Origin of the sequence: Mycobacterium sp. 3-98 (assembly GCF_035918355.1) — a bacterium.
In the GTDB taxonomy this organism is placed as follows: domain Bacteria; phylum Actinomycetota; class Actinomycetes; order Mycobacteriales; family Mycobacteriaceae; genus Mycobacterium; species Mycobacterium intracellulare.
Genome location: NZ_CP142360.1, coordinates 2054681 through 2076729, shown reverse-complemented (window position 1 = coordinate 2076729; position 22049 = coordinate 2054681). Strand labels below are relative to the sequence as shown.

The 22049-nt window shown below is 70.5% G+C and carries 23 protein-coding genes and 2 pseudogenes; 4 read left to right on the top strand and 21 right to left on the bottom strand.

Features of this window, described 5'->3' with window-relative positions; genetic code table 11:
* Positions 1–20 precede the first annotated feature (20 nt).
* Positions 21–848, bottom strand: a complete 828-nt coding sequence (tsf, locus tag QGN30_RS10200; protein WP_008258809.1) for a translation elongation factor Ts — start codon at positions 846–848, stop codon at positions 21–23.
* 12 nt (positions 849–860) lie between these two features.
* The gene (gene rpsB, locus QGN30_RS10195; protein WP_008258810.1) at positions 861–1697 is read right to left on the bottom strand and encodes a 30S ribosomal protein S2; all 837 of its coding nucleotides are present in this window, start codon (positions 1695–1697) and stop codon (positions 861–863) included.
* A gap of 333 nt (positions 1698–2030) precedes the next feature.
* On the opposite strand from rpsB, the pseudogene QGN30_RS10190 reads away from it, so the two are divergent.
* Positions 2031–2492: pseudogene (locus QGN30_RS10190) on the top strand (M23 family metallopeptidase); the annotation flags it as partial.
* A 231-nt stretch (positions 2493–2723) separates the two neighbouring features.
* On the opposite strand, the gene QGN30_RS10185 reads toward QGN30_RS10190, so the two are convergent.
* From QGN30_RS10185 to QGN30_RS10145, 9 genes are all read right to left on the bottom strand, one after another.
* Positions 2724–3620, bottom strand: coding sequence for a tyrosine recombinase XerC (locus QGN30_RS10185; RefSeq protein ID WP_014380689.1), 897 nt, complete (start codon positions 3618–3620; stop codon positions 2724–2726).
* Positions 3621–3652: 32 nt separating this feature from the next.
* Positions 3653–4813, bottom strand: coding sequence for a lactate 2-monooxygenase (locus QGN30_RS10180; RefSeq protein WP_014385459.1), 1161 nt, complete (start codon positions 4811–4813; stop codon positions 3653–3655).
* A 25-nt stretch (positions 4814–4838) separates the two neighbouring features.
* On the bottom strand, positions 4839–5708 hold the full coding sequence (locus QGN30_RS10175; protein WP_008258817.1) for a siderophore-interacting protein: 870 nt from the start codon (positions 5706–5708) through the stop codon (positions 4839–4841).
* Positions 5709–5741: 33 nt separating this feature from the next.
* On the bottom strand, positions 5742–6881 hold the full coding sequence (dprA, locus tag QGN30_RS10170) for a DNA-processing protein DprA (RefSeq protein WP_179293495.1): 1140 nt from the start codon (positions 6879–6881) through the stop codon (positions 5742–5744).
* Positions 6882–6907: 26 nt separating this feature from the next.
* Complete coding sequence (locus tag QGN30_RS10165) at positions 6908–8419, bottom strand: YifB family Mg chelatase-like AAA ATPase (RefSeq protein ID WP_014380692.1); 1512 nt, start codon at positions 8417–8419, stop codon at positions 6908–6910.
* Positions 8419–8793 (bottom strand): YraN family protein, encoded by a 375-nt coding sequence (locus QGN30_RS10160; protein WP_043955203.1) that lies wholly within the window; start codon positions 8791–8793, stop codon positions 8419–8421. Before QGN30_RS10160 ends, QGN30_RS10165 begins: the two co-directional genes overlap by 1 nt.
* A 119-nt stretch (positions 8794–8912) precedes the next feature.
* The gene (gene fdhD, locus QGN30_RS10155; RefSeq protein ID WP_009955202.1) at positions 8913–9734 is read right to left on the bottom strand and encodes a formate dehydrogenase accessory sulfurtransferase FdhD; all 822 of its coding nucleotides are present in this window, start codon (positions 9732–9734) and stop codon (positions 8913–8915) included.
* Complete coding sequence (locus QGN30_RS10150; RefSeq protein WP_198347135.1) at positions 9734–12073, bottom strand: FdhF/YdeP family oxidoreductase; 2340 nt, start codon at positions 12071–12073, stop codon at positions 9734–9736. The genes fdhD and QGN30_RS10150 overlap by 1 nt, the downstream gene beginning before the upstream one ends.
* Positions 12074–12119: 46 nt before the next feature.
* The gene (locus tag QGN30_RS10145; RefSeq protein WP_014380694.1) at positions 12120–13109 is read right to left on the bottom strand and encodes an NAD-dependent epimerase/dehydratase family protein; all 990 of its coding nucleotides are present in this window, start codon (positions 13107–13109) and stop codon (positions 12120–12122) included.
* A gap of 191 nt (positions 13110–13300) precedes the next feature.
* On the opposite strand from QGN30_RS10145, the gene QGN30_RS10140 reads away from it, so the two are divergent.
* Entirely contained in the window at positions 13301–14071 is a 771-nt protein-coding gene (locus QGN30_RS10140) for a GAF and ANTAR domain-containing protein (protein ID WP_009955198.1), read from the top strand.
* A 7-nt stretch (positions 14072–14078) separates the two neighbouring features.
* Here the strand turns inward: QGN30_RS10140 and QGN30_RS10135 are convergent, their stop codons facing one another.
* From QGN30_RS10135 to rplS, 4 genes and pseudogenes are all read right to left on the bottom strand, one after another.
* Positions 14079–14384, bottom strand: a complete 306-nt coding sequence (locus QGN30_RS10135) for a DUF2469 domain-containing protein (protein WP_003875077.1) — start codon at positions 14382–14384, stop codon at positions 14079–14081.
* 15 nt (positions 14385–14399) lie between these two features.
* Positions 14400–15171 (bottom strand): annotated as a pseudogene (locus QGN30_RS10130) (ribonuclease HII).
* A gap of 2 nt (positions 15172–15173) precedes the next feature.
* A complete protein-coding gene (gene lepB, locus QGN30_RS10125; protein ID WP_009955193.1) occupies positions 15174–16070 on the bottom strand; it encodes a signal peptidase I in 897 nt (298 codons plus the stop codon).
* A 102-nt stretch (positions 16071–16172) separates the two neighbouring features.
* Positions 16173–16514 (bottom strand): 50S ribosomal protein L19, encoded by a 342-nt coding sequence (gene rplS, locus QGN30_RS10120; RefSeq protein WP_038536996.1) that lies wholly within the window; start codon positions 16512–16514, stop codon positions 16173–16175.
* Positions 16515–16867: 353 nt separating this feature from the next.
* Between rplS and QGN30_RS10115 the strand changes: the two genes are divergently transcribed.
* Complete coding sequence (locus QGN30_RS10115; protein WP_009955192.1) at positions 16868–17854, top strand: hypothetical protein; 987 nt, start codon at positions 16868–16870, stop codon at positions 17852–17854.
* Here the strand turns inward: QGN30_RS10115 and trmD are convergent.
* From trmD to QGN30_RS10090, 5 genes are all read right to left on the bottom strand, one after another.
* Positions 17851–18546, bottom strand: coding sequence for a tRNA (guanosine(37)-N1)-methyltransferase TrmD (trmD, locus tag QGN30_RS10110; RefSeq protein WP_233042110.1), 696 nt, complete (start codon positions 18544–18546; stop codon positions 17851–17853). The genes QGN30_RS10115 and trmD overlap by 4 nt on opposite strands.
* 10 nt (positions 18547–18556) lie before the next feature.
* Positions 18557–19072 carry a ribosome maturation factor RimM gene (rimM, locus tag QGN30_RS10105; RefSeq protein WP_014942641.1) on the bottom strand — a complete coding sequence of 172 codons (516 nt, stop codon included), beginning with the start codon at positions 19070–19072 and terminating at the stop codon, positions 18557–18559.
* Positions 19073–19081: 9 nt separating this feature from the next.
* Positions 19082–19324, bottom strand: coding sequence for an RNA-binding protein (locus tag QGN30_RS10100; RefSeq protein WP_003878715.1), 243 nt, complete (start codon positions 19322–19324; stop codon positions 19082–19084).
* A gap of 8 nt (positions 19325–19332) precedes the next feature.
* Complete coding sequence (gene rpsP / locus QGN30_RS10095; protein WP_014382972.1) at positions 19333–19854, bottom strand: 30S ribosomal protein S16; 522 nt, start codon at positions 19852–19854, stop codon at positions 19333–19335.
* A 217-nt stretch (positions 19855–20071) separates the two neighbouring features.
* Positions 20072–20491, bottom strand: a complete 420-nt coding sequence (locus QGN30_RS10090; protein WP_009955187.1) for a nuclear transport factor 2 family protein — start codon at positions 20489–20491, stop codon at positions 20072–20074.
* Between the two features lie 59 nt (positions 20492–20550).
* Between QGN30_RS10090 and QGN30_RS10085 the strand changes: the two genes are divergently transcribed.
* A complete protein-coding gene (locus QGN30_RS10085; protein WP_036459362.1) occupies positions 20551–21438 on the top strand; it encodes a D-alanyl-D-alanine carboxypeptidase family protein in 888 nt (295 codons plus the stop codon).
* Positions 21439–21454: 16 nt separating this feature from the next.
* Here the strand turns inward: QGN30_RS10085 and QGN30_RS10080 are convergent, their stop codons facing one another.
* The gene (locus QGN30_RS10080) at positions 21455–22048 is read right to left on the bottom strand and encodes a TetR/AcrR family transcriptional regulator (RefSeq protein ID WP_014380699.1); all 594 of its coding nucleotides are present in this window, start codon (positions 22046–22048) and stop codon (positions 21455–21457) included.
* Position 22049 lies beyond the last annotated feature (1 nt).

The following is a 22049-nucleotide window of genomic DNA, read 5'->3' as shown; positions in this document are numbered from 1 at the left end:
TAGCCGCTCACGCGCGCCGGCTACGCCTGACCCACCTCGAAGCGCACGAACCGCGTCACCGTCACACCGGCGTCGTCGAGCAGGGCCTTGACCGTCTTCTTGCTGTCGGACACCGACGGCTGCTCGAGCAGCACGGCGTCCTTGAAGAAGCCGTTCAACCGGCCCTCGACGATCTTGGGCAGGGCCTGCTCCGGCTTGCCCTCCGCCTTGGCGGTTTCCTCGGCGATGCGGCGCTCGCTGGCCACCACGTCCTCGGGCACGTCGTCGCGGGACAGGTAGCGGGCCTTGAGCGCGGCGATCTGCAGGGCGACCGCGTGCGCGGCCTCCTTGTCGGAGCCCTGGTACTCGACCAGCACGCCCACCGCCGGGGGCAGGTCCGCCGCCCGCCGGTGCAGGTACGCCTCGACGGTGCCGTCGAAGTTCGCGACCCGGCGCAGCTCCAACTTCTCGCCGATCTTGGCCGACAGCTCGGCGATCGCCTGCTCGACGGTCTTGGTACCCGAGGTTTGGTCAATAGAAGAAGCCTTGAGCGCGTCGACGTCGGCGGCCTTCGACGACACGGCCGCGGCCACGATCTGGTCGGCCAGCGCCTGGAACTCCGCGTTCTTGGCCACGAAGTCGGTCTCGCTGTTCAACTCGATGAGCGCGCCGCCCTGGGTGGCGACCAGACCCTCGGCCGTCGCCCGCTCGGCGCGCTTGCCGACGTCCTTGGCGCCCTTGATCCGGAGCGCCTCGACGGCCTTGTCGAAGTCGCCGTCGCTTTCGGCCAGCGCGTTCTTGCAGTCGAGCATGCCGGCACCGGTGAGTTCCCGAAGCCGCTTGACGTCGGCAGCGGTGAAGTTCGCCAATGTTCAGCCTTCCTAGGAGGATTCAGTGGTGGTTGGTTCGGGGGTGCCCGCAGCGGCGTCGGTGGGGGCGCTGGCAGCGGCGGAGGCGAGCAGTTCCTGCTCCCATTCGGGCAGCGGCTCGGCGGCCTCGGCCTCGGGCTTGCCGTCGCCGCGGCCGACCCCGGCGCGGGCCTGCAGGCCCTCGGCGACGGCGGAGGCGATGACCTTGGTCAGCAACGCGGCCGACCGGATCGCGTCGTCGTTGCCCGGGATCGGGTAGTCGACCTCGTCGGGGTCGCAGTTGGTGTCCAGGATCGCGATGACCGGGATGCCGAGCTTGCGGGCCTCGCCGACGGCGATGTGCTCCTTGTTGGTGTCGACGACCCAGATGGCCGACGGCACCTTGGCCATGTCGCGGATACCGCCAAGGCTGCGGTCCAGCTTGTTCTTCTCGCGGGTCAGCATCAAGATTTCCTTCTTGGTGCGGCCCTCGAAGCCACCGGTCTGCTCCATCGCCTCGAGCTCCTTGAGGCGCTGCAGCCGCTTGTGCACGGTGGAGAAGTTGGTCAGCATGCCGCCCAGCCAGCGCTGGTTGACGTAGGGCATGCCGACGCGGGTCGCCTCGGCGGCGACGGATTCCTGCGCCTGCTTCTTGGTGCCGACGAACAGGACGGTGCCGCCGTGGGCGACGGTCTCCTTGACGAACTCGTACGCCTGGTCGATGAAGGTCAGCGTCTGCTGCAGGTCGATGATGTAGATGCCGTTGCGGTCGGTGAAGATGAACCGCTTCATCTTGGGATTCCACCGGCGGGTCTGGTGCCCGAAGTGGGTGCCGCTGTCGAGCAGCTGCTTCATGGTTACGACGGCCATGGTTGTGCCTTACTTGTGTCGGTTGTCGCCTGGCATCGGGTGAAGCCGGGCCCTGGCGCCTGCTGCGATGCCGGACCCGTCCGGAAAATCCGGTCGGGACCGCCCGGCACGCGATTGCGTTCTCCTCGTGGAACCGGAGACGCGATGCGGACGCGCGAAGTCAGCCCGCGGACGAGCTGCGACCAGCAGTTTACACCGGTTCGGCGGGTGCTTTTGCCACGCTTCCCCAGGCGGCGTCGCCGTCCACAGTGCCGGTGCGGCCGGGTGGCGTGGCCGGGCGGGCCGCGCTGAACTGCCTGGATGCGGTGGATGGCGCTGACGTTGGGTGCGGCCCTGGTCAGCGCGGCGCCGGCGGCGGCCGACGACGATCGCCTGGACTGGCCGTTGCGCCCGCCGCCGGCCGTCACCCGGGCGTTCGATGCCCCCGTGCAGGATTGGCATCCCGGCCACCGCGGTGTGGACCTGGCCGGCGCCGCCGGTCAGCCGGTGTACGCGGCGGGCGCGGCCACCGTGGTCTTCGCCGGGCTGCTGGTGGGGCGGCCGGTGGTGTCGCTGGCGCATCCCGGGGGCTTGCGCACCAGCTACGAGCCGGTGCGGGCGGCCGTGCGGGCCGGGCAGTCGGTGGCGGCCGGGACCGTGATCGGGACGTTGATGGCCGGCCACCCGGGGTGCCGGGTCGCGGCGTGTTTGCACTGGGGCGCGATGTGGGGTCCGGCGTCGGGGGCCCACTATGTCGATCCGCTGGGCCTGCTGAGGTCGACGCCGATCCGGCTCAAGCCGCTGCGGCCGCCGGGCGACGCCGCGCAACATGGGTAACAGGCGCCACACGCGTCGCTGCGCGGGTGGACAGGCGTTGCGCCCACCTCCGAGCGACAATCTCGGGCGGGCCCATGACCTGCGAAAACGTGTTGTCGCTCGGAGGTGGGCACTCGCAGTGCGCCCTCCGCCAGCGCCTGGTGTGGCCGATGGGACTGGTGCGACGCGACGTGTGACGACGCCGGCCCGTCGCCCGGGCCGCGGCGGCGCTCAGGCGCGGGGGTGGGCTTGGTCGTGCACGGCGCGCAGCCGGGACACCGCGACGTGGGTGTAGAGCTGCGTGGTCGCCAGGCTGGAATGGCCGAGCAGCTCCTGGACGACGCGCAGGTCGGCGCCCCCTTCGAGGAGGTGTGTGGCCGCACTGTGCCGCAGGCCGTGCGGACCCATGTCCGGCGCGCCGTCCACCGCGGCGACGGTCTGGTGCACCACCGTGCGGGCCTGGCGGACGTCGATCCGGCGTCCCCGCGCGCCCAGCAGCAGCGCCGGGCCTGAGTCGGCGTTCACCAGGGCGGGACGCCCGTCGGCCAGCCACGCGTCGAGCGCCTCGGCGGCCGGCGCCCCGAACGGCACGCTGCGCTGCTTGTTGCCCTTGCCCAGGACGCGGACCAGCCGATGCCGGGTGTCCACGTCGTCGATGTCCAGGCCGCACAGCTCGCTGACGCGGATCCCGGTGGCATACAGCATCTCGACGATGAGCCGGTCCCGCAGGGCCATCGGCTCACCTTGCTGCGCACCGGATTTGGCGGCGGCCAGGGCGTCGAGGGCCTGGTCCTGGCGCAGCACCGCGGGCAGGGTGCGGTGCGCCTTGGGAACCTGAAGCCGCGCGGCCGGATCCGTGTCCAACAGGCCACGCCGGACGGCCCAGGCGGTGAACGCCTTGACCGCCGAGGTGCGCCGGGCCAGTGTCGTGCGGGCGACGCCGGCCGCGGCCGCGGCGGACAACCACGAGCGCAGCAGCGGCAGGCTCAACCCGTCCAGGCCGGCGCCGCGCTCCGCCGCGAACGCGAGCAGCGAGCGCAGGTCGCCCAGGTAGGCGCGACGGGTGTGCGCCGAACGCAGGCACTGCAAATCCAGGTATTCGTCGAACTCCTCGAGGATCGCCTGCACTCCCCCACGGTCGCAGGGCCGCCCGGGGCGCTCTAGCCGACGCGCCGCAGCGTGTCCGGGGTGAGATCTTTGAGCGTGGGATAGCCGTCGACGGCCATGATGAGGTCCGCCTCGGCGAGGATCGAGCGCAGCACGTGCACGATGCCGTCGTCGCCGCCGAGCGCCAGGCCGTAGGCGTAGGGCCGGCCGATACCCACGGCCGTCGCGCCCAGCGCGAGCGCCTTGACGACGTCGGCCCCGCTGCGCACGCCCGAATCGAACAGCACGGGCAGCCCGTCGGCCGCCTCGACCACGCCCGGCAGGCAGTCCAGCGCGGGCAGGCCGCCGTTGGCCTGGCGCCCACCGTGGGTGGAGCAGTAGATGCCGTCGACGCCGCCGTCCTTGGCTCGCCGGGCGTCGTCGGGATGGCAGATGCCCTTGATGATCAGCGGCAGGTCGGTCAGCGACCGCAGCCATTCGAGGTCGTCCCAGGTCAACGGGTTTCCGAAGGTCGTGATCCACTGCAGCACGGTGCCTTGCGGGTCCTCCTCGGGCGGGCGCTGCAGGCCGGCGCGGAAGATCGGATCGCTGGTGTAGTTGCTCAGGCAGAGCCCCCGCAATTGGGGGAAGTTGGCCGTGGACAGGTCGCGCGGGCGCCACCCGGGAATCCAGGTGTCGAGGGTGACGATGATGCCCTGGAAGCCGGCGGCTTCGGCCCGCCGCACGAGGCTGGCGGCCAGGTCACGATCCTTCGGCGTGTACAGCTGGAAGAAGCCGGGGGTATCGCCGAACTGGGCGGCGACGTCTTCCATCGGGTCGGCGGTCAGCGTCGAAACCACCATCGGCACACCGGTTTTCGCGGCCGCGCGCGCGGTGGCCAGGTCGCCGTGGCCGTCTTGGGCGCAGATGCCGATGACGCCGATCGGCGCCATGAACACCGGCGACGGCAAGGTCAGGCCGAACATCTGGACCGACAGGTCGCGGTCGGCGGCGCCGACGAACATGCGCGGGATCAGGCCCCAGCGATCGAACGCCTCCCGGTTGGCCCGCTGCGTGCGTTCGTCACCGGCGCCGCCGGCGACGTACGACCACACCGACGGCGACATCGCCCGCTCGGCGCGGGCCTCCAACTCCGCGAAGGCCATCGGCAGCGCGGGCGCGATTCCGCCCAGGCCCTTGAAGTAGATCTCGTTCTGGTAGTCCGCGAATGCCATGGAAAAGAGAATGCCAGTCGAGCCGTCAGGCGGACGAGTTCGCCGCCTCCGCCTCGGATTCTGACTGGGCGAGTTCTTTCTTCCACTGGCGGAACGTCTCTTCGGTGCGGCCGCGGCGCCAGTAACCCGAGATGGACGACGCCCATTTCGCGTCCACGCCCCGCTCCTTGCGGATGTAGGGCCGCAGGTTGTGCATGACCGCCTGCGCCTCGCCGTGGATGAACACGTGCACCTGCCCCGGCAGCCACGGGGCGCTGGTGACGGCCTCGATCAGCGGGGCGTGATCGCCGGCGCGGTCCTCGGGCACCAGGTCGGCGCGTCCGCCGCGATACACCCAGTGCACCTCGACGCCATCCGGTGCGGTCAGCGGGATCTCGTCCTCCGGCCCCGCCACCTCGATGAACGCCTTCCCGACCGCGCTGGGCGGCAACGCCTCCAGGGCCGCGGCGATGGCCGGCAGCGCCGATTCGTCGCCGGCCAGCAGGTGCCAGTCGGCGGCGGGGTCCGGCGTGTAGGCGCCGCCGGGGCCCATCAGGTAGATCGGCTGGCCGGGCTGGGCGGTGGCCGCCCACTGGCCGGCCGTCCCGTGCTCGCCGTGCACGACGATGTCCAGCGCGATCTGGCGGGCCTCGACGTCGACGTGCCGGACGGTGAGGGTGCGCACCGTGGGCCTCTTCTCCGGGGGCAGACCGGCGAAGCTGTCGAGGGTGAGCGGCTCGGGAAGACCGGCGACGTCCACGTCGTCGGCGACGAACGCCAGCTTGACGTAGGAGTCGGTGAACTTGCTGGGCACGAAGGCGTCAAAATTCTTGCCCCGCAGCACCACCCGCACCATGTGCGGGGTGAGCTGCTCGGTACCGACAACTTCGAAGCATTGCAGCGGTCGACCTGCCACGTGTCCTCCTGTCCGACGCCCGACCCGCCTCGACTATACGAGCCGCGGCGTTGACGCAGCGTGGCCCGCGGTCGCCCGGACGATTCGCCACAGCCCGTCCTGGCGCTGCACCAACCCGGCCAGCTCGAGCATCGCCAGCGGCCCCAGCACCTGCTCGGGCACCAGCCCCGACGCGACCGCGATCTCGTCGACCGTGGCGGCGCCGCGGCCCGGCAACGCCTCGTATACCCGGCGCTCGGCCTCGCTCAGGCCGTCCAACGGCGTGACCGGCCGCGGCTCGTCGGGCGCCAGTTCGCCGATGTGGCCGATCAACTCGACGATGTGCTCGGCGCGGGTGACCAGCTCGGCGCCGTCGCGCAGCAGCGCGTGGCAACCCGCCGACGCCGACGAGGTAACGGGTCCGGGCACCGCGGCCACCACCCGCCCCAGCGCCCGCGCCCAGGCCGCGGTGTTCGCCGCCCCGCTGCGCAGGCCCGCTTCCACCACCACCGCCGCGCCGGAGACGGCGGCCACCAGGCGATTGCGGGTCAGGAACCGGTGACGGGCCGGGCGGACGCCGGGGGCGTATTCGGTGAACAACAGCCCCTGCTGGCCGATGCGGTGCAGCAGCGCGGTGTGACCGGCCGGGTAGGGGACGTCGAGCCCGCCCGCGAGGACCGCCACGGTGATGCCGTCGCAATCCAGCACGGCCCGGTGGGCCGCGCCGTCGATGCCGTAGGCACCGCCCGAGACGACGGCCACGTCGCGTTGCGCCAGGTCGGCGGCGAGTTCGGCGGCCATCTGCTCGCCATAGGCCGTCGAGGCGCGCGTCCCCACCACGGCGGCGGCCCGCTGCGCGACCTCGTCGAGTCGGGCGGGCCCCTGCGCCCACAACACCATCGGCGGGCCGCCGCGCCGCCGTGCTTCGGCGCCGCCGAACGCGGCGAACGCCAGCACCGGCCACTCGTCGTCGTCGGGCGTGATCAACCGGCCGCCCCGCCGGGCGATCGCCTCGAGATCGGCCGCCGACGTGTCGATGTCGCGCCTGGCCTCGGTGTGCCGGGCCAGGACGTCGTCGACCGCGCCCCGCCGGACCCGCTCGGCCGCCTCGACCGGGCCGACACGCCGCGCCAGGGCGGCGAGCCCGGCGCAGGGCGGTTCGGCCACCCGGGACAGATACGCCCACGCCCGCAGCGCGCGCTGCCGGCCGGTCGGGGCGCTCACCGCTGCGTCCCCGGCTGGCGAAAGCTCAGTGCGGCGGCGACCTCGTCGAGCCCGGGCGACGTGCGGCCCGCCAGGTCGGCCAGGCTCCACGCGACCCGCAGCGTGCGGTCGAGGCCCCGGATGCTGATCAGGCCGCGATCCAGCGCCCTTTGCAGCGGCTCCATCGCCGCTTTGCTGGGGCGGAACTTTCGGCGCAGCAGGGTCCCGCTGACTTCGGCATTGGTGCGAAAGCCGTGCGGCTGCCAGCGCTGCGCGGCGGCCGCACGGGCGGCCGCCACCCGCTGACGCACCTGTGCCGTGGATTCGCCGTCGCGACCCGAGAACGCCGTCGCCCGCACCGGATCCATCTGCACCCGCAGGTCCACGCGGTCCAGCAACGGCCCGGACAACTTGCCCAGGTAGCGGCGTTTGGTCGCCGCCGGGCACATGCAGTCCCGCGGATCGGCCGGCGCGCACGGGCACAGGTTGGCGGCCAGCACCAGCTGGAACCGGGCCGGATAGCACGCCACCCCGTCGCGGCGGGCGAGGCGAATCTCGCCGTCCTCCAACGGTGTTCGCAAGGCCTCTAAAGCGCTGACCCGGATCTCGGCGCACTCGTCGAGGAACAGCACCCCGCGGTGGGCCCGGCTGACGGCGCCCGGTCGCGCCATCCCGGAGCCCCCGCCGACCAGGGCCGCCACGCTGGAACTGTGGTGGGGCGCCACGAACGGCGCCCGGGTGATCAACGGTGTGTCCCCCGACAGCAGCCCGGCCACCGAGTGGATCGCGGTGACCTCCAGCGACTCGCTCTCCGACAGCGGCGGTAGCAGGCCCGGAAGGCGTTGCGCCAGCATCGTTTTGCCCACACCGGGCGGCCCGGTGAGCATGAGGTGGTGCGCGCCGGCGGCGGCCACCTCCACCGCGAAGCGCGCCTGCGTCTGGCCGACCACGTCGACCAGGTCCACCACCGGCTCCTCCGGCGTGCGGTCCGGATTGACCCGGTTGTGCAGGGCGCCGGTGCCGCCGAGCCATTTCTTCAGCTGCCCCAGGGTCCGCACGCCCCACACGTCGATGCCGTCCACCAGGCTGGCCTCGGCGAGGTTGTCCGCCGGGACCACCACGGCCGGCCATCCGTCGCGCTTGGCGGCGAGCACGGCGGGCAGCACCCCGCGCACCGGCCGGACCCGCCCGTCCAGCGAAAGCTCGCCCAGCAGCACGGTCTTCTCCAGCCGGTCCCACGGGTTTTTTCGCTGCGCCGAGAGCACCGCCGCGGCCAGGGCGATGTCGTACACGCTGCCCATTTTCGGCAGCGTCGCCGGCGACAACGCCAGCGTGAGCCGCGCCATGGGCCAGTCGTTGCCGCAATTGGTGACCGCGGCCCGGACCCGGTCGCGCGACTCCTGCAGCGCGGCGTCGGGCAGACCCACCAGGTGCACGCCCGGCAGTCCGGACGTGATGTCGGCTTCGATCTCCACGATCTCGCCGTCCACGCCGCGCACCGCGACGGAGAACGCGCGCCCCAGCGCCATCAGCCGACGCCTTGCAGGTGGGTGATCTCCGGGGTGCGCCGGCGTCCGACCCGCACGCCGATCACGTCGATGCGGATCGCCGCCCACCGCCGGTCCTGGCCGGCCAGCCACAGCCCGGCCAGCCTGCGCAGCCGCCGGACCTTGCGCGGGGTCACCGCGTGCGCCAGTCCCCCGTAGCCGTCGCCGGTGCGGGTCTTGACCTCGACGAACACCGCCGTGCCGGCGCGGTCGCAGGCGATGATGTCGAGTTCGCCGTAGCGGCAGCGCCAGTTGCGGTGCAGGATCCGCAATCCCGCCCGCGTCAGGTGGTCCACGGCGAGCGCCTCGCCCATGGCCCCCAGTTGGATCCGGGTCATCGTCGTTTCGGTTGTCATGCGGGCCACGGTGCCCGCCGGGGCCGACGGGTCGGGCCGCCGTCGCGGGCCGCGGCCGCCCGCGCCCGCGGGTTATCCCCAGTGCGGCCTCCATCCACAGGAGGCCGGGCAACACTGGGTCACGCGATGCGGTCGGCCCTGGTGTAGATGTTCATCGAGTCCTCGCGCAGGAACGCCACCAGCGTGATGCCGGACTCCTCGGCCAGCGAGACCGCCAGCGATGACGGCGCGGAGACGGCCGCCAGCACCGGAATCCCAGCCATTACGGCCTTCTGCGTCAACTCGAAGGATGCCCGCCCGCTGACCAGCAACACCGAGGCTGCCAGCGGCACCCGCCGATGCTCCAGCGCCCAGCCGATCACCTTGTCGACCGCGTTGTGCCTGCCTACGTCCTCGCGCACCACCAGCATCGTGCCGTCGACGCCGAACAGCGCGGCCGCGTGCAACCCGCCGGTGCTCTCGAAAACCTTTTGCGCGGAACGTAGTTGGTCCGGCATCGCCTTCAGCGTGGCCGGGGCTACGGTCGCGGGATCGGCACCCGGGGTGAACCGGCTGCTCAACCGCACCGCATCCAGGGACGCCTTGCCGCAGACCCCGCACGACGAGGTGGTGTAGAAGTTGCGGGTGACGTCGAGGTCGGGTTTGGGCACCCCGGGCGCCAGCGTCACGTCCAGCACGTTGTAGGTGTTGGCGCCGTCGTCGTCACGCCCGGCGCAGTAACGGATGCTGTGGATGTCGTCGCGGCCGCCGATGACCCCTTCGGTGAGCAGAAAGCCTTGGGCGAGTTCGATGTCCGCGCCCGGCGTGCGCATCGTCACGGTGACCGCCGCGCCGTCGACCCGGATCTCCAAGGGCTCCTCGACGACCAGGGTCTCCGGCCGGGTGATCGCCTTCTCGGCGGTCAGATGCGTGACCCGCCGGCGTGACGTTACGTGCCCCACTACGCGGTTTCACCGCCGGCGGCGGGCTCCACCCGGATGACGACGGCCTTCGACACCGGGGTGTTCGACTTCGCCGCAGTGTGATCGAGCGGAACCAGCGGGTTGGTCTCGGGATAGTAGGACGCGGCGTTGCCGACGGGAGTCGAATACGCAACCACCAGAAAGTCTTTCGCGCGCCGTTCCTGAAGCCGGCCCTCGGCGTCCGTCCACTCCGACACCAGATCGACGCGCCCTCCCGGGGTCAGGCCCAGCGCGTCGATGTCGGCGGGGTTGATGAACACCACGCGGCGCCCGCCCTTCACCCCGCGATAACGGTCGTCGAGGCCGTAGATCGTGGTGTTGTACTGGTCGTGGCTGCGTATGGTCTGCAGCACCAGCCGGCCCTCGGGCACCGGCACCCATTGCAGCGGGTTGACGGCGAAGTTGGCCCGCCCCGTGCTGGTGTGGAATTCGCGCGTGTCACGCGGCGGGTGCGGCAGCTGGAATCCGTCGGGCGCACGCACCTTGCGGTTGTAATCGGCGCAGCCGGGGACCACCGCGGCGATCGCGTCGCGGATGGTGTCGTAGTCGGCGGCGAAGCTCTCCCACGGAACCGGGTGCGCCGCACCGAGAAGCGTGCGGGCCAGCCGGCACACGATTTCCACCTCGCTGCGCACCTGGTCGCTGGGCGGGTGTAGGCTGCCGCGGGACAGGTGCACCATCGACATCGAATCCTCAACCGAGACAACCTGTTTGCGCCCACCTCGAACGTCGCGGTCGGTGCGGCCGAGGGTGGGCAGGATCAGCGCCGTATTCCCGTGCACGAGATGGCTGCGGTTGAGTTTGGTCGAGATCTGCACGGTCAGCGCGCAATTGCGCAGGGCGGCCTCGGTGACGACGGTGTCGGGGGTGGCCGAGGCGAAGTTGCCGCCCATACCCACGAACACCTTCGCCCGCCCGTCGCGCATCGCCCGGATCGCGGCCACGGTGTCATACCCGTGCTTGCGGGGAGTGGCGATGCCGAACCGATCATCCAGGGCGGCCAGAAACTCCTCGGGCATCTGCTCCCAGATGCCCATCGTGCGGTCGCCCTGCACGTTCGAATGTCCGCGCACCGGGCACACCCCGGCGCCCGGCTTGCCGATCATGCCCCGCAGCAGCAGCAGGTTGGTGATCTCGCCGATGGTGGCCACCGCGTGCGCGTGCTGCGTCAGGCCCATCGCCCAGCACACCACCGTCCGCCGCGACGCCATCAGCATGTCGGCGACGCGGTCGAGCTGTCGGCGTTCGATGCCGGTGGCGGCGAACACCTCGTCGAGGTCGACGTCGAGGGTTCGGCGCCGGTATTCGTCGAACCCCGCGCAATGCGCCTCGACGAACGCGGTGTCGATGACGGTCCCCGGGGCGCGGTCGTCGGCCTCCAGCAGCAGCCTGCCCAGCCCGGCGAACAGCGCCATGTCGCCGCCCAGGCGGATCTGCACGAATTCGTCGGCGATCGGGATGCCGTGCCCGACCACGCCATGCACCTTCTGCGGGTCCTTGAACCGGATCAGCCCGGCCTCGGGCAGCGGGTTCACCGCAATGATGTTGGCGCCGTTGGCCTTTGCCTTTTCCAACACCGACAGCATCCGCGGGTGGTTGGTGCCCGGGTTTTGTCCGGCGATGACGATCAGGTCGGCCAGCTCGACGTCCTCGACGGTGACCGAACCCTTGCCGATGCCGATCGACTCGGTGAGTGCCGAGCCCGAGGACTCGTGGCACATGTTGGAGCAGTCGGGCAGGTTGTTCGTGCCGAACGAGCGAACCAGCAGCTGGTAGCAGAACGCGGCCTCGTTGCTGGTGCGGCCCGACGTGTAGAACACCGCCTCATCGGGGCTGTCCAGGGCGCCGAGCTGGTCGGCGATCAGCCGGTAGGCGGCGTCCCAGCCGATCGGCCGGTAGTGGTCGTCACCGGGACGCAACACCATGGGGTGGGTGAGCCTGCCCTGCTGGGACAGCCAATACTCGGGCTTCGCGGACAGCTCGGCGACCGAGTGCCGGGCGAAGAACTCCGGTGTGACGGTGCGCTTCGTGGCCTCCTCGGCGACGGCCTTGGCGCCGTTCTCGCAGAACTCGGCCAGCTTGCGACCGCCGTGCTCCTCGGGCCACGCGCACCCGGGGCAGTCGAAGCCGTTGCGTTGGTTGAGCCGGGCCAGCACCGCCGCGGTGCGCAGCGCGCCCATCTGCTCGAACCCGCGTTGCAGCGAGACCATCACCGCCCGAACGCCCGCCGCCTCGCGCTTGCGGGGCGTGACGGTGACCGCGTGTTCGTCGTAGTCGACAGCGGCAGGCCCGGACACGGCCGAGCGGTGAGACCTCACAGCATCAAATTACCGCTTGGCGGGGGCCTCAGACCGCTCAGACCGCTCAGACCGCGGAAGCCAGCGCCGCCAGGGCCTGCGCCGAGGAGTAGAGCGGCCGCCAGCCCAGTTGGGTCTTGGCCTTGGTGGTGTCCATGACCATCGACGTGCGCGCGGTGTGCAGCCATTCCAGCATCGCCGGCATCAGCGGAACGCGCGAAATCGCCGCCGAGGCCGCCGAGGCCGCGACGGCGGGAACCCGGACCGACCGCGCGCCCAGGGCCTTGGCCACGTCGGCCACCGACACCACGCCGTCACCGGCGATGTTGTACGCGCCCGGCGGCGCCGGTGCGGTGGCCGCCAGCGCGATCGCGGAGGCGACGTCGTCGTGGTGAACCAGCTGCAGCCCGACACCCGGATCCGGCACCACCGGTTTCAGCAGGGGAACGGCCTTGAGCGCCTTGACGACGGCGCGGATCGGGCCGGGCAGCTGGTTCCACGGCATGGCGTCGGCCAGGGCGGTGGCGTTGGGCCCGGCGACCACGCACGGCCGCAGGACGAAGACCTCCAGCGGCGAATCCCGGGTGATGTCGGCGAGCATCGCCTCGCACGTGGCCTTCTGCGCGGAGTAGTAATGCTCGGCGGACCCGCGCACCGGCACGTCCTCGGTCAGCGGGACCGGATTGTCGGCGTGATAGCCGTAGGCCGCCACCGACGAGGTGTAGACCAGGCGCCGCGGCCGCTCGGCGGCCACCGTCGCCTCGAAGACGTTGCGGGTGCCCTGCAGGTTGACGCGGGCGCTCTCGTCGCGCGAGCCCATGATGATGAAGGCCAGGTGGATCACCACGTCGGCCTGCGCGACCACGGCGTCGACGGCCTCGCGGTCCAAGATGTCGCCCCGCTGATAGGTAGTCTTGAGCCAGCCGCGTGAGGACGGGTCGAACGGGCGGCGCGCCATCCCGATGATGGCGTCGACGGCCGGTTCGCGCTCGAGCGCCGTCACCGCGGAGATGCCGATCTCCCCGGTGGGCCCGGTCACCGCGACGGTCACACCCATCTAGACGTCCTTCCCTCCCGTTCCCAACCGAAACCCTGCGCGGAAACGCCACCGCGGTCAAAGGCGACGGACGGGTCGCTCACCGATTCGCTGCGACCGGGCCAAACCGCGTGTAAGGGTGGGGCCGGCGACCGATAATCTACGGCGACCGAAGGGTCACAGCGCCAACACCGCAGGAAACGAGGCACAGCATGGCGGACAACGCGAAAGCCCGTGCGGTCGCGCCCCCGACTGGCGGGGAGAAAGCCGACCCCTCGACGGTTTTCGCAGCTCTGGCCGAAATCATCTATCGGGGCTCGGATGCCAACGAGATGTACGCGGCCATCTGTGTCGCCGCCACCCTGGCCATCCGCGGCTGCGACCACGCCAGCCTGATGGTGCGCGAGAACGACCGGTACGTCACCGTCGGCGCCAGCGACCGGCTGGCGCAGCAGGTCGACGAGTTGGAACGCCGCGCCGGCGACGGCCCGTGCATCGATGCGATCGAGGAGGAGACGCCCCAGATCGATCCCGACCTCACCACGCCGTCGCTGTGGCCCAAGCTGGCGGCGGTGCTGGTCGCGGAGACACCGGTGCGGGGGGCGATGGGATTTCGCCTCCTGGTCGACAAACGCAAAGGCGCGGCGCTCAACCTGTTCAGCGATACCCCGAACATGTTCGACGCTGAGTCCGCCGGGCGGGCGGCGGTGCTGGCGGCCTTCGCGAGCGTCGCCATCAACGCGGTCGCCAAGGGGGAAGACGCCGCCAGCCTGCGCCGGGGCCTGCTCAGCAACCGCGAGATCGGCAAGGCGGTCGGCATGCTGATGCTGCTGCACGACATGAGCGAGGACGACGCCTTCGACCTGCTGCGCCGCCATTCCCAGGCGCTGAACATCAAGCTGGCCGAGGTCGCCCGCGCGGTGATCGAGCAACGCGGCCAGCTGCCCGCCCTCGCGGAAAACCAGCTGCCCCCGAACGCCTGAACGGCGGTTATTCGGGGAGCCGCAGCTCGGGCTTCTCGACCTCTTCGATGTTGACGTCCTTGAAGGTGACCACCCGCACCTGCTTGACGAAACGCGCCGGGCGGTACATGTCCCACACCCACGCGTCGGACAGCCGCAGCTCGAAGTAGACCTCGCCGTCGGCGTTGCGCGGCGTCATCTCCACGCTGTTGGCCAGGTAGAAGCGCCGTTCGGTTTCCACGACGTAGCTGAACTGGCCGACGATGTCCTTGTATTCGCGGTACAGCGAGAGCTCCATCTCGGTTTCGTACTTTTCGAGATCTTCTGCGCTCATCTGCCACTCATCCGCTCAGACGTCCTTCTCCCACATGCTGTCCCCGGGACCCTGGTCCCATCTTTCCTCACCGATATCCGTCGCGCTGCAGCGGTGGGTCCGGATCGCAGTCGGCCACCAGCCTGGTGCCCGATCCGTTCGCGACGCGCCGCACGTTGATGAACGAATAGCGGTGCTCCGGACACGGGCCCAGCCGCGCCAGCGCCGTGCTGTGCGCCGGCGTGCTGTAGCCCTTGTGCAGGGCGAACCCGTAGCCGGGGTGATCGGTCTCCATGGCCACCATCAGCCGGTCGCGGCTGACCTTCGCCAGCACGCTGGCCGCCGCGATGCACGCCGCGACCGCGTCACCACCGATGACCGGCAGCGACGGGACCGCCAGGCCGGGCACCCGGAAACCGTCGCTGAGCACATAGCCCGGCCGCACGGACAGCCCGGCGATGGCGCGGCGCATCCCCTCGATGTTGGCGACGTGCACACCGCGGCGGTCCACCTCGGCGGGCGGGATGAACACCACGTGGTAGGCCAACGCGTAGCGGCGGATCAGGGGGAACAACTTCTCCCGGGCGGCCTCGGTGAGCTTCTTGGAATCATCAAGCGCGGCAAGGCTTTCCATTCGCCCCGGGCCGAGCACACAGGCGGCGACCACCAGCGGGCCCGCGCAGGCGCCGCGGCCGACCTCGTCGACGCCGGCCACCGGGCCCAGCCCGTTGCGGTACAGCGCCGACTCCAGGGTGCGCAACCCTGACGACTTCCGGATCACCGTGCGCGGCGGCCACGTCGTGGCCATGGCTACCGAGTCTGCTGCGGGTTCACCGACTCCACGCCACCCCACCGGGACGGCGGCCACACGATGAACCTGGCCTTGCCGATCACATTGGACACCGGCACGGTCCCCGTGGTGGGGTCGCCCGTGCACAGCACGCCCTTGAGCGCCTCGGCGGGCACGCTGGTGCAGTGGGCGCGCGAATCCGCCGAGTGCGTCCGGTTGTCGCCCATCACCCACAGCCGCCCGGCCGGGACGGCGACCGGCCCGAACTCACTGCCCAGGCACGGGTAGACCGACGGGTCGGCCGCCATGGTGTTGCGATCCAGGTACGGCTCCTTCAGCGGCTTGCCGTCGACCGTCAACCCGGTCTCCGCCCGGCACGCCACCGTCTGACCGCCGACCGCGATAACCCGCTTCACCAGGTCGTTTTCGTCCGGCGGGACGAAGCCGATGAACGACAGCGCGTTCTGCATCCAGCGCAGCACGGTGTTGTTCGACCGGATCGACTTGTAGCCGAGGTTCCAGGGCGGCGGCCCCTTGAAGACGATGACGTCGCCGGGGCTCGGGGCGCTGAACCGGTAGCTGATCTTGTCCACCATGATCCGGTCGCCGACGCAGCCGGTGCAGCCGTGCAGCGTGGGCTCCATGGATTCCGACGGGATCAGGTAGGGCCGCGCCACGAAGGTCAACATGACGTAGTAGAGCACGACGGCGATGACCGCCAGCAGGGCGAATTCGCGCAGCGTGGAGTGCTTGGCGGCGGCGGGTTCAGACGCCTGGTCCGCGGGGCCTGGTTCGGGAACCGGCCCGTCGGCCGCCGCGGCGTCGTCGGGGCGCGTCTCCGGATTGCGCGTAGAGACCTTCGGATCTGAATCGCCAGCGTGGGACTGGGGGTTAGATGAATCCGCGGTGTCGGTCACGTGATCAGCGTAGCCAGCACAGGTTGTCGCCCGGCAAGCCGGCGAGTGATCCGCTCCGCAAACCCGTAAGGCGAATCACCAGCGCCGCCAAGGCGTCCCGGCTCAGCGCTTCTCCTTGATCTTGGCCTTCTTGCCGCGAAGCTCCCGCAGGTAGTACAGCTTGGCGCGGCGGACATCACCACGGGTCACGACATCGATGTGGTCGATGTTGGGCGAGTGCACCGGGAAGGTCCGCTCGACGCCGACGCCATAGCTTTCCTTGCGGACGGTGAAGGTCTCGCGGATGCCACCGCCCTGGCGGCGGATCACCACGCCCTTGAACACCTGGATGCGCTCCTTGGCGCCCTCGATGACCTTGACGTGCACATTGATGGTGTCGCCCGGGCCGAAAACCGGGATGTCGTCGCGCAGCGACGCCTGATCGACGAAGTCCAGCCGGTTCATCTGAGAGACACTTCCTTGAGGTCGCGGCCGACGGCAGCTACCCACACGTAGGTGTGAGGCGGTCGCCGAGCCGATGGGCTTTCTGGCGTATCTCGCAGCGGGCGGGAAATGGCGCAGGCGGCCTGCAGCCGCTGGAGACAACTGGTCAATTGTGCCAGACGGTGCGCGTGCCGCGAAAATCACACGAAGTCGGCGGTTCGCGGCGAGCCGAATGCGCTGGTGAATGGTACATATGACTGGGGTCGGAACGCGCTACCCGCACCATTGCGTGACGGCCGGTACGGGTGGCGCGCGAGGGTCCGCACCGCTGCACTGTGTCCAAGTCACGTCCGAAGTCGCGCCGAAGGAGTGGAATGCGGGTACGGCCACTGACGCTGCTCACCGCCACCGCGGCGGTGACGTTGCTGGTTGCCGCCGGTTCCGAGGCGCTGGTTCAGGCCAAGGTGTACAGCCTGCCTATCAACGCGCCCGTTCGGGTCATCCCGCAGCGGCCGGCGCCCGCACCACCGCAGTCGGCGGCGCTGATGCTCGAGGCCGCCACACCGCCGCAGGAGCCCCAGCCGCCCCAGGCGCTGCCGGGCGCGGGGTCCGCCCCGCTGCAGGCCCGCGTCCAGCAGGCCACCGAGGAGGCCGCCGCGAGCGGCGCCGCGCTGTCGGTGGCCATCCTCGATCGCCACACCCACCAGCTGGTTTCCAACGGCAACGGCCAGGTCGTGGGCACCGCGTCGGTGGCGAAGCTGTTCATCGCCGACGACCTGTTGCTGCACCAGGCCGAGGGCAAGGCCGCCCTGAGCGCCGAGGACCGCCAGGCGCTCGACATCATGCTGCAATCCTCCGACGACGGCGCCGCCGAGCGGTTCTGGGGGCAGGGCGGCGGGTCCGCCATCATCTCCGAGGTGGCCGCCCGCTACGGCCTGGCGTCCACCACCCCGCCCAGCGACGGGCGCTGGTGGAACACGATGAGCTCGGTGACCGACCTGATCCGCTACTACGAGATGCTGCTGGACGGCTCCGGCGGCCTGCCCGCCGACCAGGCCAAGATCATCGTCAACGACCTGGCCCAGTCCACCCCCAACGGCGTCGACGGCTACCCACAGCGGTTCGGCATCCCGGACGGCCTGTACGCCGAACCGGTCGCCGTCAAGCAGGGTTGGATGTGCTGCATCGGCAGCGACTGGATGCACCTGTCGACGGGCGTGATCGGGGCCGACCGCCGCTACATCATGGTGGTGCAGTCCCTGCAGGCCTCCGACGACGCCACGGCGCGGGACACCATCACCCGGGCGGTCAAGACGATCTTTCCCGAGGGCCGCGTCGACGCGGTGGCGCGCGGCCTCTAGTCTTCCGGGTCAAGCAGCTCCGGGCGGCGTTCGCGGGTGCGCTGCAGCGAGATCTCCCGTCGCCACACGGCGATTCGCGCATGGTCACCGGAGAGCAGCACCTCGGGGACCTGCAGCCCCCGCCAGGTCGGCGGACGGGTATAGCTCGGCCCCTCCAGGCGGCGGTCCAGCGCCGGCGAGTGCGAATCATCGTGGCGCGACGCGGGATTGCCCAGGACGCCGTCGAGAAGCCGCAGCACGGCCTCGATCATCACGACGGCGGCCGACTCGCCGCCCGGCAACACGTAGTCGCCGATGGAGACCTCTTCCACCCGCATGCGCCGCCCGGCGTCCTCGATGACTCGCTGGTCGATGCCCTCGTAGCGGCCGCACGCGAACGCCAGGTGCTTCTCGGCGCTCCAGCGCGCGGCGGTGGCCTGCGTGAACAGGGCCCCGGCCGGCGTCGGGACCACCAAAAGCGTTTCGCCGGAGCAGATCTCGTCGAGGGCATCACCCCACACCGGCGCCTTCATCACCATCCCCGGGCCGCCGCCGTAGGGGGCGTCGTCGACCGAGCGGTGCACGTCGTGCGTCCACCGCCGCAGGTCGTGTACCGCCAAATCGACCAGCCCGGACTGAATCGCCTTGCCCGGCAACGATTGCCGCAGCGGGTCCAGGTAGGCGGGAAAGATCGTGACGACGTCGATTCTCATCTCGAAGGCCCTACAGATCCAGGAGGCCTTCGGGCGGATCGATCTCGATGGTGCCGTCGTCCAGCGACACCGACGTCACGATCGCGGTCACGAACGGCACCAACGCCTCCCCGGATTCGCGCCGCACCGCCAACAACTCCCCCGCGGCGGTGTGCAGGACCTCGGCGACGACACCGACGTCTCGGCCCGTGATCGTCCGCACGTGCAGGCCTTCGAGTTCGTGATCGTAGTAGGTGTCGGCCTCGTCGATCGGCGGCAAATCGTCGGAATCGACGACGAACAGGGTGCCGCGCAGCGCGTCGGCGGCGTCGCGGTCGCTGATGCCGGCCAGCCGCACCAGCAGCCGCCCGCCGTGTTCACGCGCGCTCTCGACGACGAAATCCCGCTCCCCACCGCCGCGAGACGCCTTGCCGCGCAACGTATTACCCTGCGCGAACCGGGCGTCCGGGTCGTCGGTGCGGATTTCGACGACGATTTCGCCGCCGATCCCGTGCGCTTTGACGACGCGCCCGACGGTCAATTCCACCGGGGTTCTCTACTGGTCGGTGTCCACCACGTCGACGCGGATGCCGCGACCGCCGATACCGGCGACCAGCGTGCGCAGCGCGGTCGCCGTGCGACCCCCGCGGCCGATCACCTTGCCCAAGTCGTCGGGGTGGACGTGGACCTCGACCGTCCGCCCCCGGCGGCTGGTCACCATGTCGACCCGGACGTCGTCGGGGTTGTCAACGATCCCGCGAACCAGGTGCTCAACAGCGTCAACGACAACCGTACTCATCGCCGGGGTCAGCTCTCGGTGGTCGACTCGGCCTGCTCGCCGCCCTCGGCGGGCGCCTCGGCCGGCTTCGTCTCGGCGGTCTGCGCGGCGCCCTCGGACTCGGCCTTGGACTCGCCTTCGGCGGCCTTCGCGGTCTTCTTCGCCGGGGACTTCTTCTTCGGCTTCGCGGCCTCGGTGGTCGGTCCGCCCTCGGCCTCGGCCAGCGCGGCGTTGAACAGCTCCAGCTTGCTGGGCTTGGCGGGCTTGACCTTCAGTCGGCCCTCGGCCCCGGGCAGGCCCTTGAACTTCTGCCAGTCGCCGGTGATCTTCAGCAGCTTGAGGACGGGCTCGGTGGGCTGGGCACCCACGGACAGCCAGTACTGGGCGCGCTCGGAGTCGATCTCGATGAAGCTCGGGTCTTCCTTCGGGTGATACCGGCCGATGACCTCGATGGAGCGACCGTCGCGCCGGGTCCGCGCGTCGGCGACGGCGATGCGGTACTGGGGATTGCGGATCTTGCCAAGCCGGGTGAGCTTGATCTTGACAGCCATGGTTAAGCGACTTCTCCTGTGTGTCACGCTGCAATTCAGCGATCGGGGCGGGAATGCCCGGATCCGGTTTTGCCTCGCGTTTCTGACCGGCCGGCGATGCGTGATCGCGGGGCGGACAGCCGCCTATTGTGCCAGACCAGGGGCGGCGATCAGAAATTGTGGCGATCGCAAGCGCGGCGCAGCCGGGCGCGGCGGGTCGCCACCATCCGGTCGAGCCTCACATCACCTTCTGGAAGACCTTGGTCTCCACGCGCCGGGTCATCCGCCAGCCCTCGGGGGTGCGCGCGAACTCGTCGTCGTACCAGAGGCCGCAGAACAGCACCTGCTCGTTATCGCCACCGAGCACCATCGGGTTGAAGCAGATCACCCGCGACGACGCCGTGTCCCCGTCGATGCGTACCGAGAAATTGCCGAGCATGTGGGCATACACCGGGAAGTTGGGCAGAACCTCGGCCAGCCACTTCTTGACCTCGGGATAGTGCCCCTCGATGCCGCCCAGCGCCGTGTAGTCGATGTAGGCGTCGGGGGTGAACACCCGGTCCAGGTCGTCGAAGCGGCGATTGTCGATGGCGGTGGAGTAATCCACCAGAAGCTGCTGGATCTCAAGGCGGTCGGATATCTCGGCCAGGCTCAACATGCATCGGACAGTAGACGAAAATCCGCGGCGACAAGGGCCGGAAGTTAGACTCTCGGCCCATGCGGAAGCTCGTGGGCTCGGTGGCAGGGATGGCCGCGGCGCTGCTCGCCGTCGTCGCGTTCGGTGCCCCTGTCCCCCTCTCGCGCGCCGACAGCAGCCAACCGATCGGCTCGATCCCCATCCCCGACGGCCCGGCGCAGACGTGGATCATCGCCGATCTGGACAGCGGTCAGGTGCTCGCCGGCCGCGACCAGAACGTGGCCCACCCGCCGGCGAGCACGATCAAGACGCTGCTGGCCCAGGTGGTCCTGGATTCGGTGAGCCTGGATTCCACGGTGGTCGCCGACGTCGCCGACACTCAGGTCGAATGCAACTGCGTCGGCATCAAACCGGGCCGCACCTACACCGCGCGCCAGCTCCTCGACGGCCTGCTGCTGGTCTCGGGCAACGACGCCGCCAACACGTTGGCCCACATGCTGGGCGGACCCGACGTTACCGTCGCCAAGATGAACGCCAAGGCGGCCTCGCTGGGCGCCACCAACACGCACGCGGCGACGCCGTCCGGCCTCGACGGCCCGGGCGGGTCGGGCTCGTCCACGGCGCACGACCTGGCCGTGATCTTCCGCGCGGCGATGGCCAACCCGGTGTTCGCGCAGATCACCGCCGAGCCGTCGGCGATGTTCCCCGGCGATAACGGCGACCGCCTCATCACCAACCAGGACGAACTGCTGCAGCGCTACCCCGGTGCGATCGGCGGCAAGACAGGGTTCACCAACGCCGCCCGCAAGACCTTCGTCGGCGCCGCCGCGCGCGGTGGCCGCCGGCTGGTGATCGCCATGATGTACGGGTTGGTGAAAGAGGGCGGGCCGTCGTATTGGGATCAGGCGGCGACGTTGTTCGACTGGGGATTCGCGCAAAGCCCGCAGGCCGGCATCGGCTCGCTGTAATCGCCGCTCGCGCAGCTCAATCCGGCAGCGCGGCGGTCAGCAGCGCCATCAGCACCGGGATCCGCCGGGCCGCGATGTCCGGTTGCGGCAGCACGCCTTCCACCACGGCGGCGCCGTCGAACACGTTGGTCATCAGCGCCACGAACACCGGGAAGGTGTCCTCGGGGAAGCGTTCGGCGCCCGGGAGCGCCCGGGCGGCGTCGTGGATCTTCGCCGCATACTGCCCGAGCTCGTGTTGCAAAGTCTCCCTGAGCTTTTCGTCGGTGCGGGCGGCCACCAGCAGTTCATAGATGACGGCGTTGGCCGGACCGCTGGTGATGTCACGCAGGATCCCCAGGGCCGCCTCCAGGGCCGGCCGGTCGGCGGGTATCTCGGCGACCCCCTTGGTGAACGACTCCAGCTGGCGGCGCAGCACCTCCGACGCCGTTGCCGCCATGAAATCGCCCATGGTGTCGAAGTGCCGGAACAGCGCGCCCACCGACACCCCGGCCCGCTTGGTGATCACCGCGGCGGACGCCCGGGCGTAGCCGACCTCGATGATGGTGGCGATGCAGGCGTCGAGCAGCCGCCCGACGGTTTCCTCGCGGCGCTGTTGCTGGGTTCTGGCCATG

Coding starts and splice junctions, on each gene's coding strand:
- rpsB (WP_008258810.1), bottom strand. CDS start 1,697: ATGGCCGTCGTAACCATGAAGCAGCTGCTCGACAGCGGCACCCACTTC.
- QGN30_RS10180 (WP_014385459.1), bottom strand. CDS start 4,813: ATGGCATTCGCGGACTACCAGAACGAGATCTACTTCAAGGGCCTGGGC.
- QGN30_RS10165 (WP_014380692.1), bottom strand. CDS start 8,419: ATGGCGCTGGGGCGCGCGTTCTCCGTCGCGGTGCGCGGCGTGGACGGC.
- QGN30_RS10160 (WP_043955203.1), bottom strand. CDS start 8,793: ATGACAACCGAAACGACGATGACCCGGATCCAACTGGGGGCCATGGGC.
- QGN30_RS10145 (WP_014380694.1), bottom strand. CDS start 13,109: ATGGGTGTGACCGTCGCGGTGACCGGGCCCACCGGGGAGATCGGCATC.
- QGN30_RS10140 (WP_009955198.1), top strand. CDS start 13,301: ATGGCGGACAACGCGAAAGCCCGTGCGGTCGCGCCCCCGACTGGCGGG.
- QGN30_RS10135 (WP_003875077.1), bottom strand. CDS start 14,384: ATGAGCGCAGAAGATCTCGAAAAGTACGAAACCGAGATGGAGCTCTCG.
- rplS (WP_038536996.1), bottom strand. CDS start 16,514: ATGAACCGGCTGGACTTCGTCGATCAGGCGTCGCTGCGCGACGACATC.
- QGN30_RS10115 (WP_009955192.1), top strand. CDS start 16,868: ATGCGGGTACGGCCACTGACGCTGCTCACCGCCACCGCGGCGGTGACG.
- trmD (WP_233042110.1), bottom strand. CDS start 18,546: ATGAGAATCGACGTCGTCACGATCTTTCCCGCCTACCTGGACCCGCTG.
- QGN30_RS10100 (WP_003878715.1), bottom strand. CDS start 19,324: ATGAGTACGGTTGTCGTTGACGCTGTTGAGCACCTGGTTCGCGGGATC.
- rpsP (WP_014382972.1), bottom strand. CDS start 19,854: ATGGCTGTCAAGATCAAGCTCACCCGGCTTGGCAAGATCCGCAATCCC.
- QGN30_RS10090 (WP_009955187.1), bottom strand. CDS start 20,491: ATGTTGAGCCTGGCCGAGATATCCGACCGCCTTGAGATCCAGCAGCTT.
- QGN30_RS10085 (WP_036459362.1), top strand. CDS start 20,551: ATGCGGAAGCTCGTGGGCTCGGTGGCAGGGATGGCCGCGGCGCTGCTC.
- QGN30_RS10080 (WP_014380699.1), bottom strand. CDS start 22,048: ATGGCCAGAACCCAGCAACAGCGCCGCGAGGAAACCGTCGGGCGGCTG.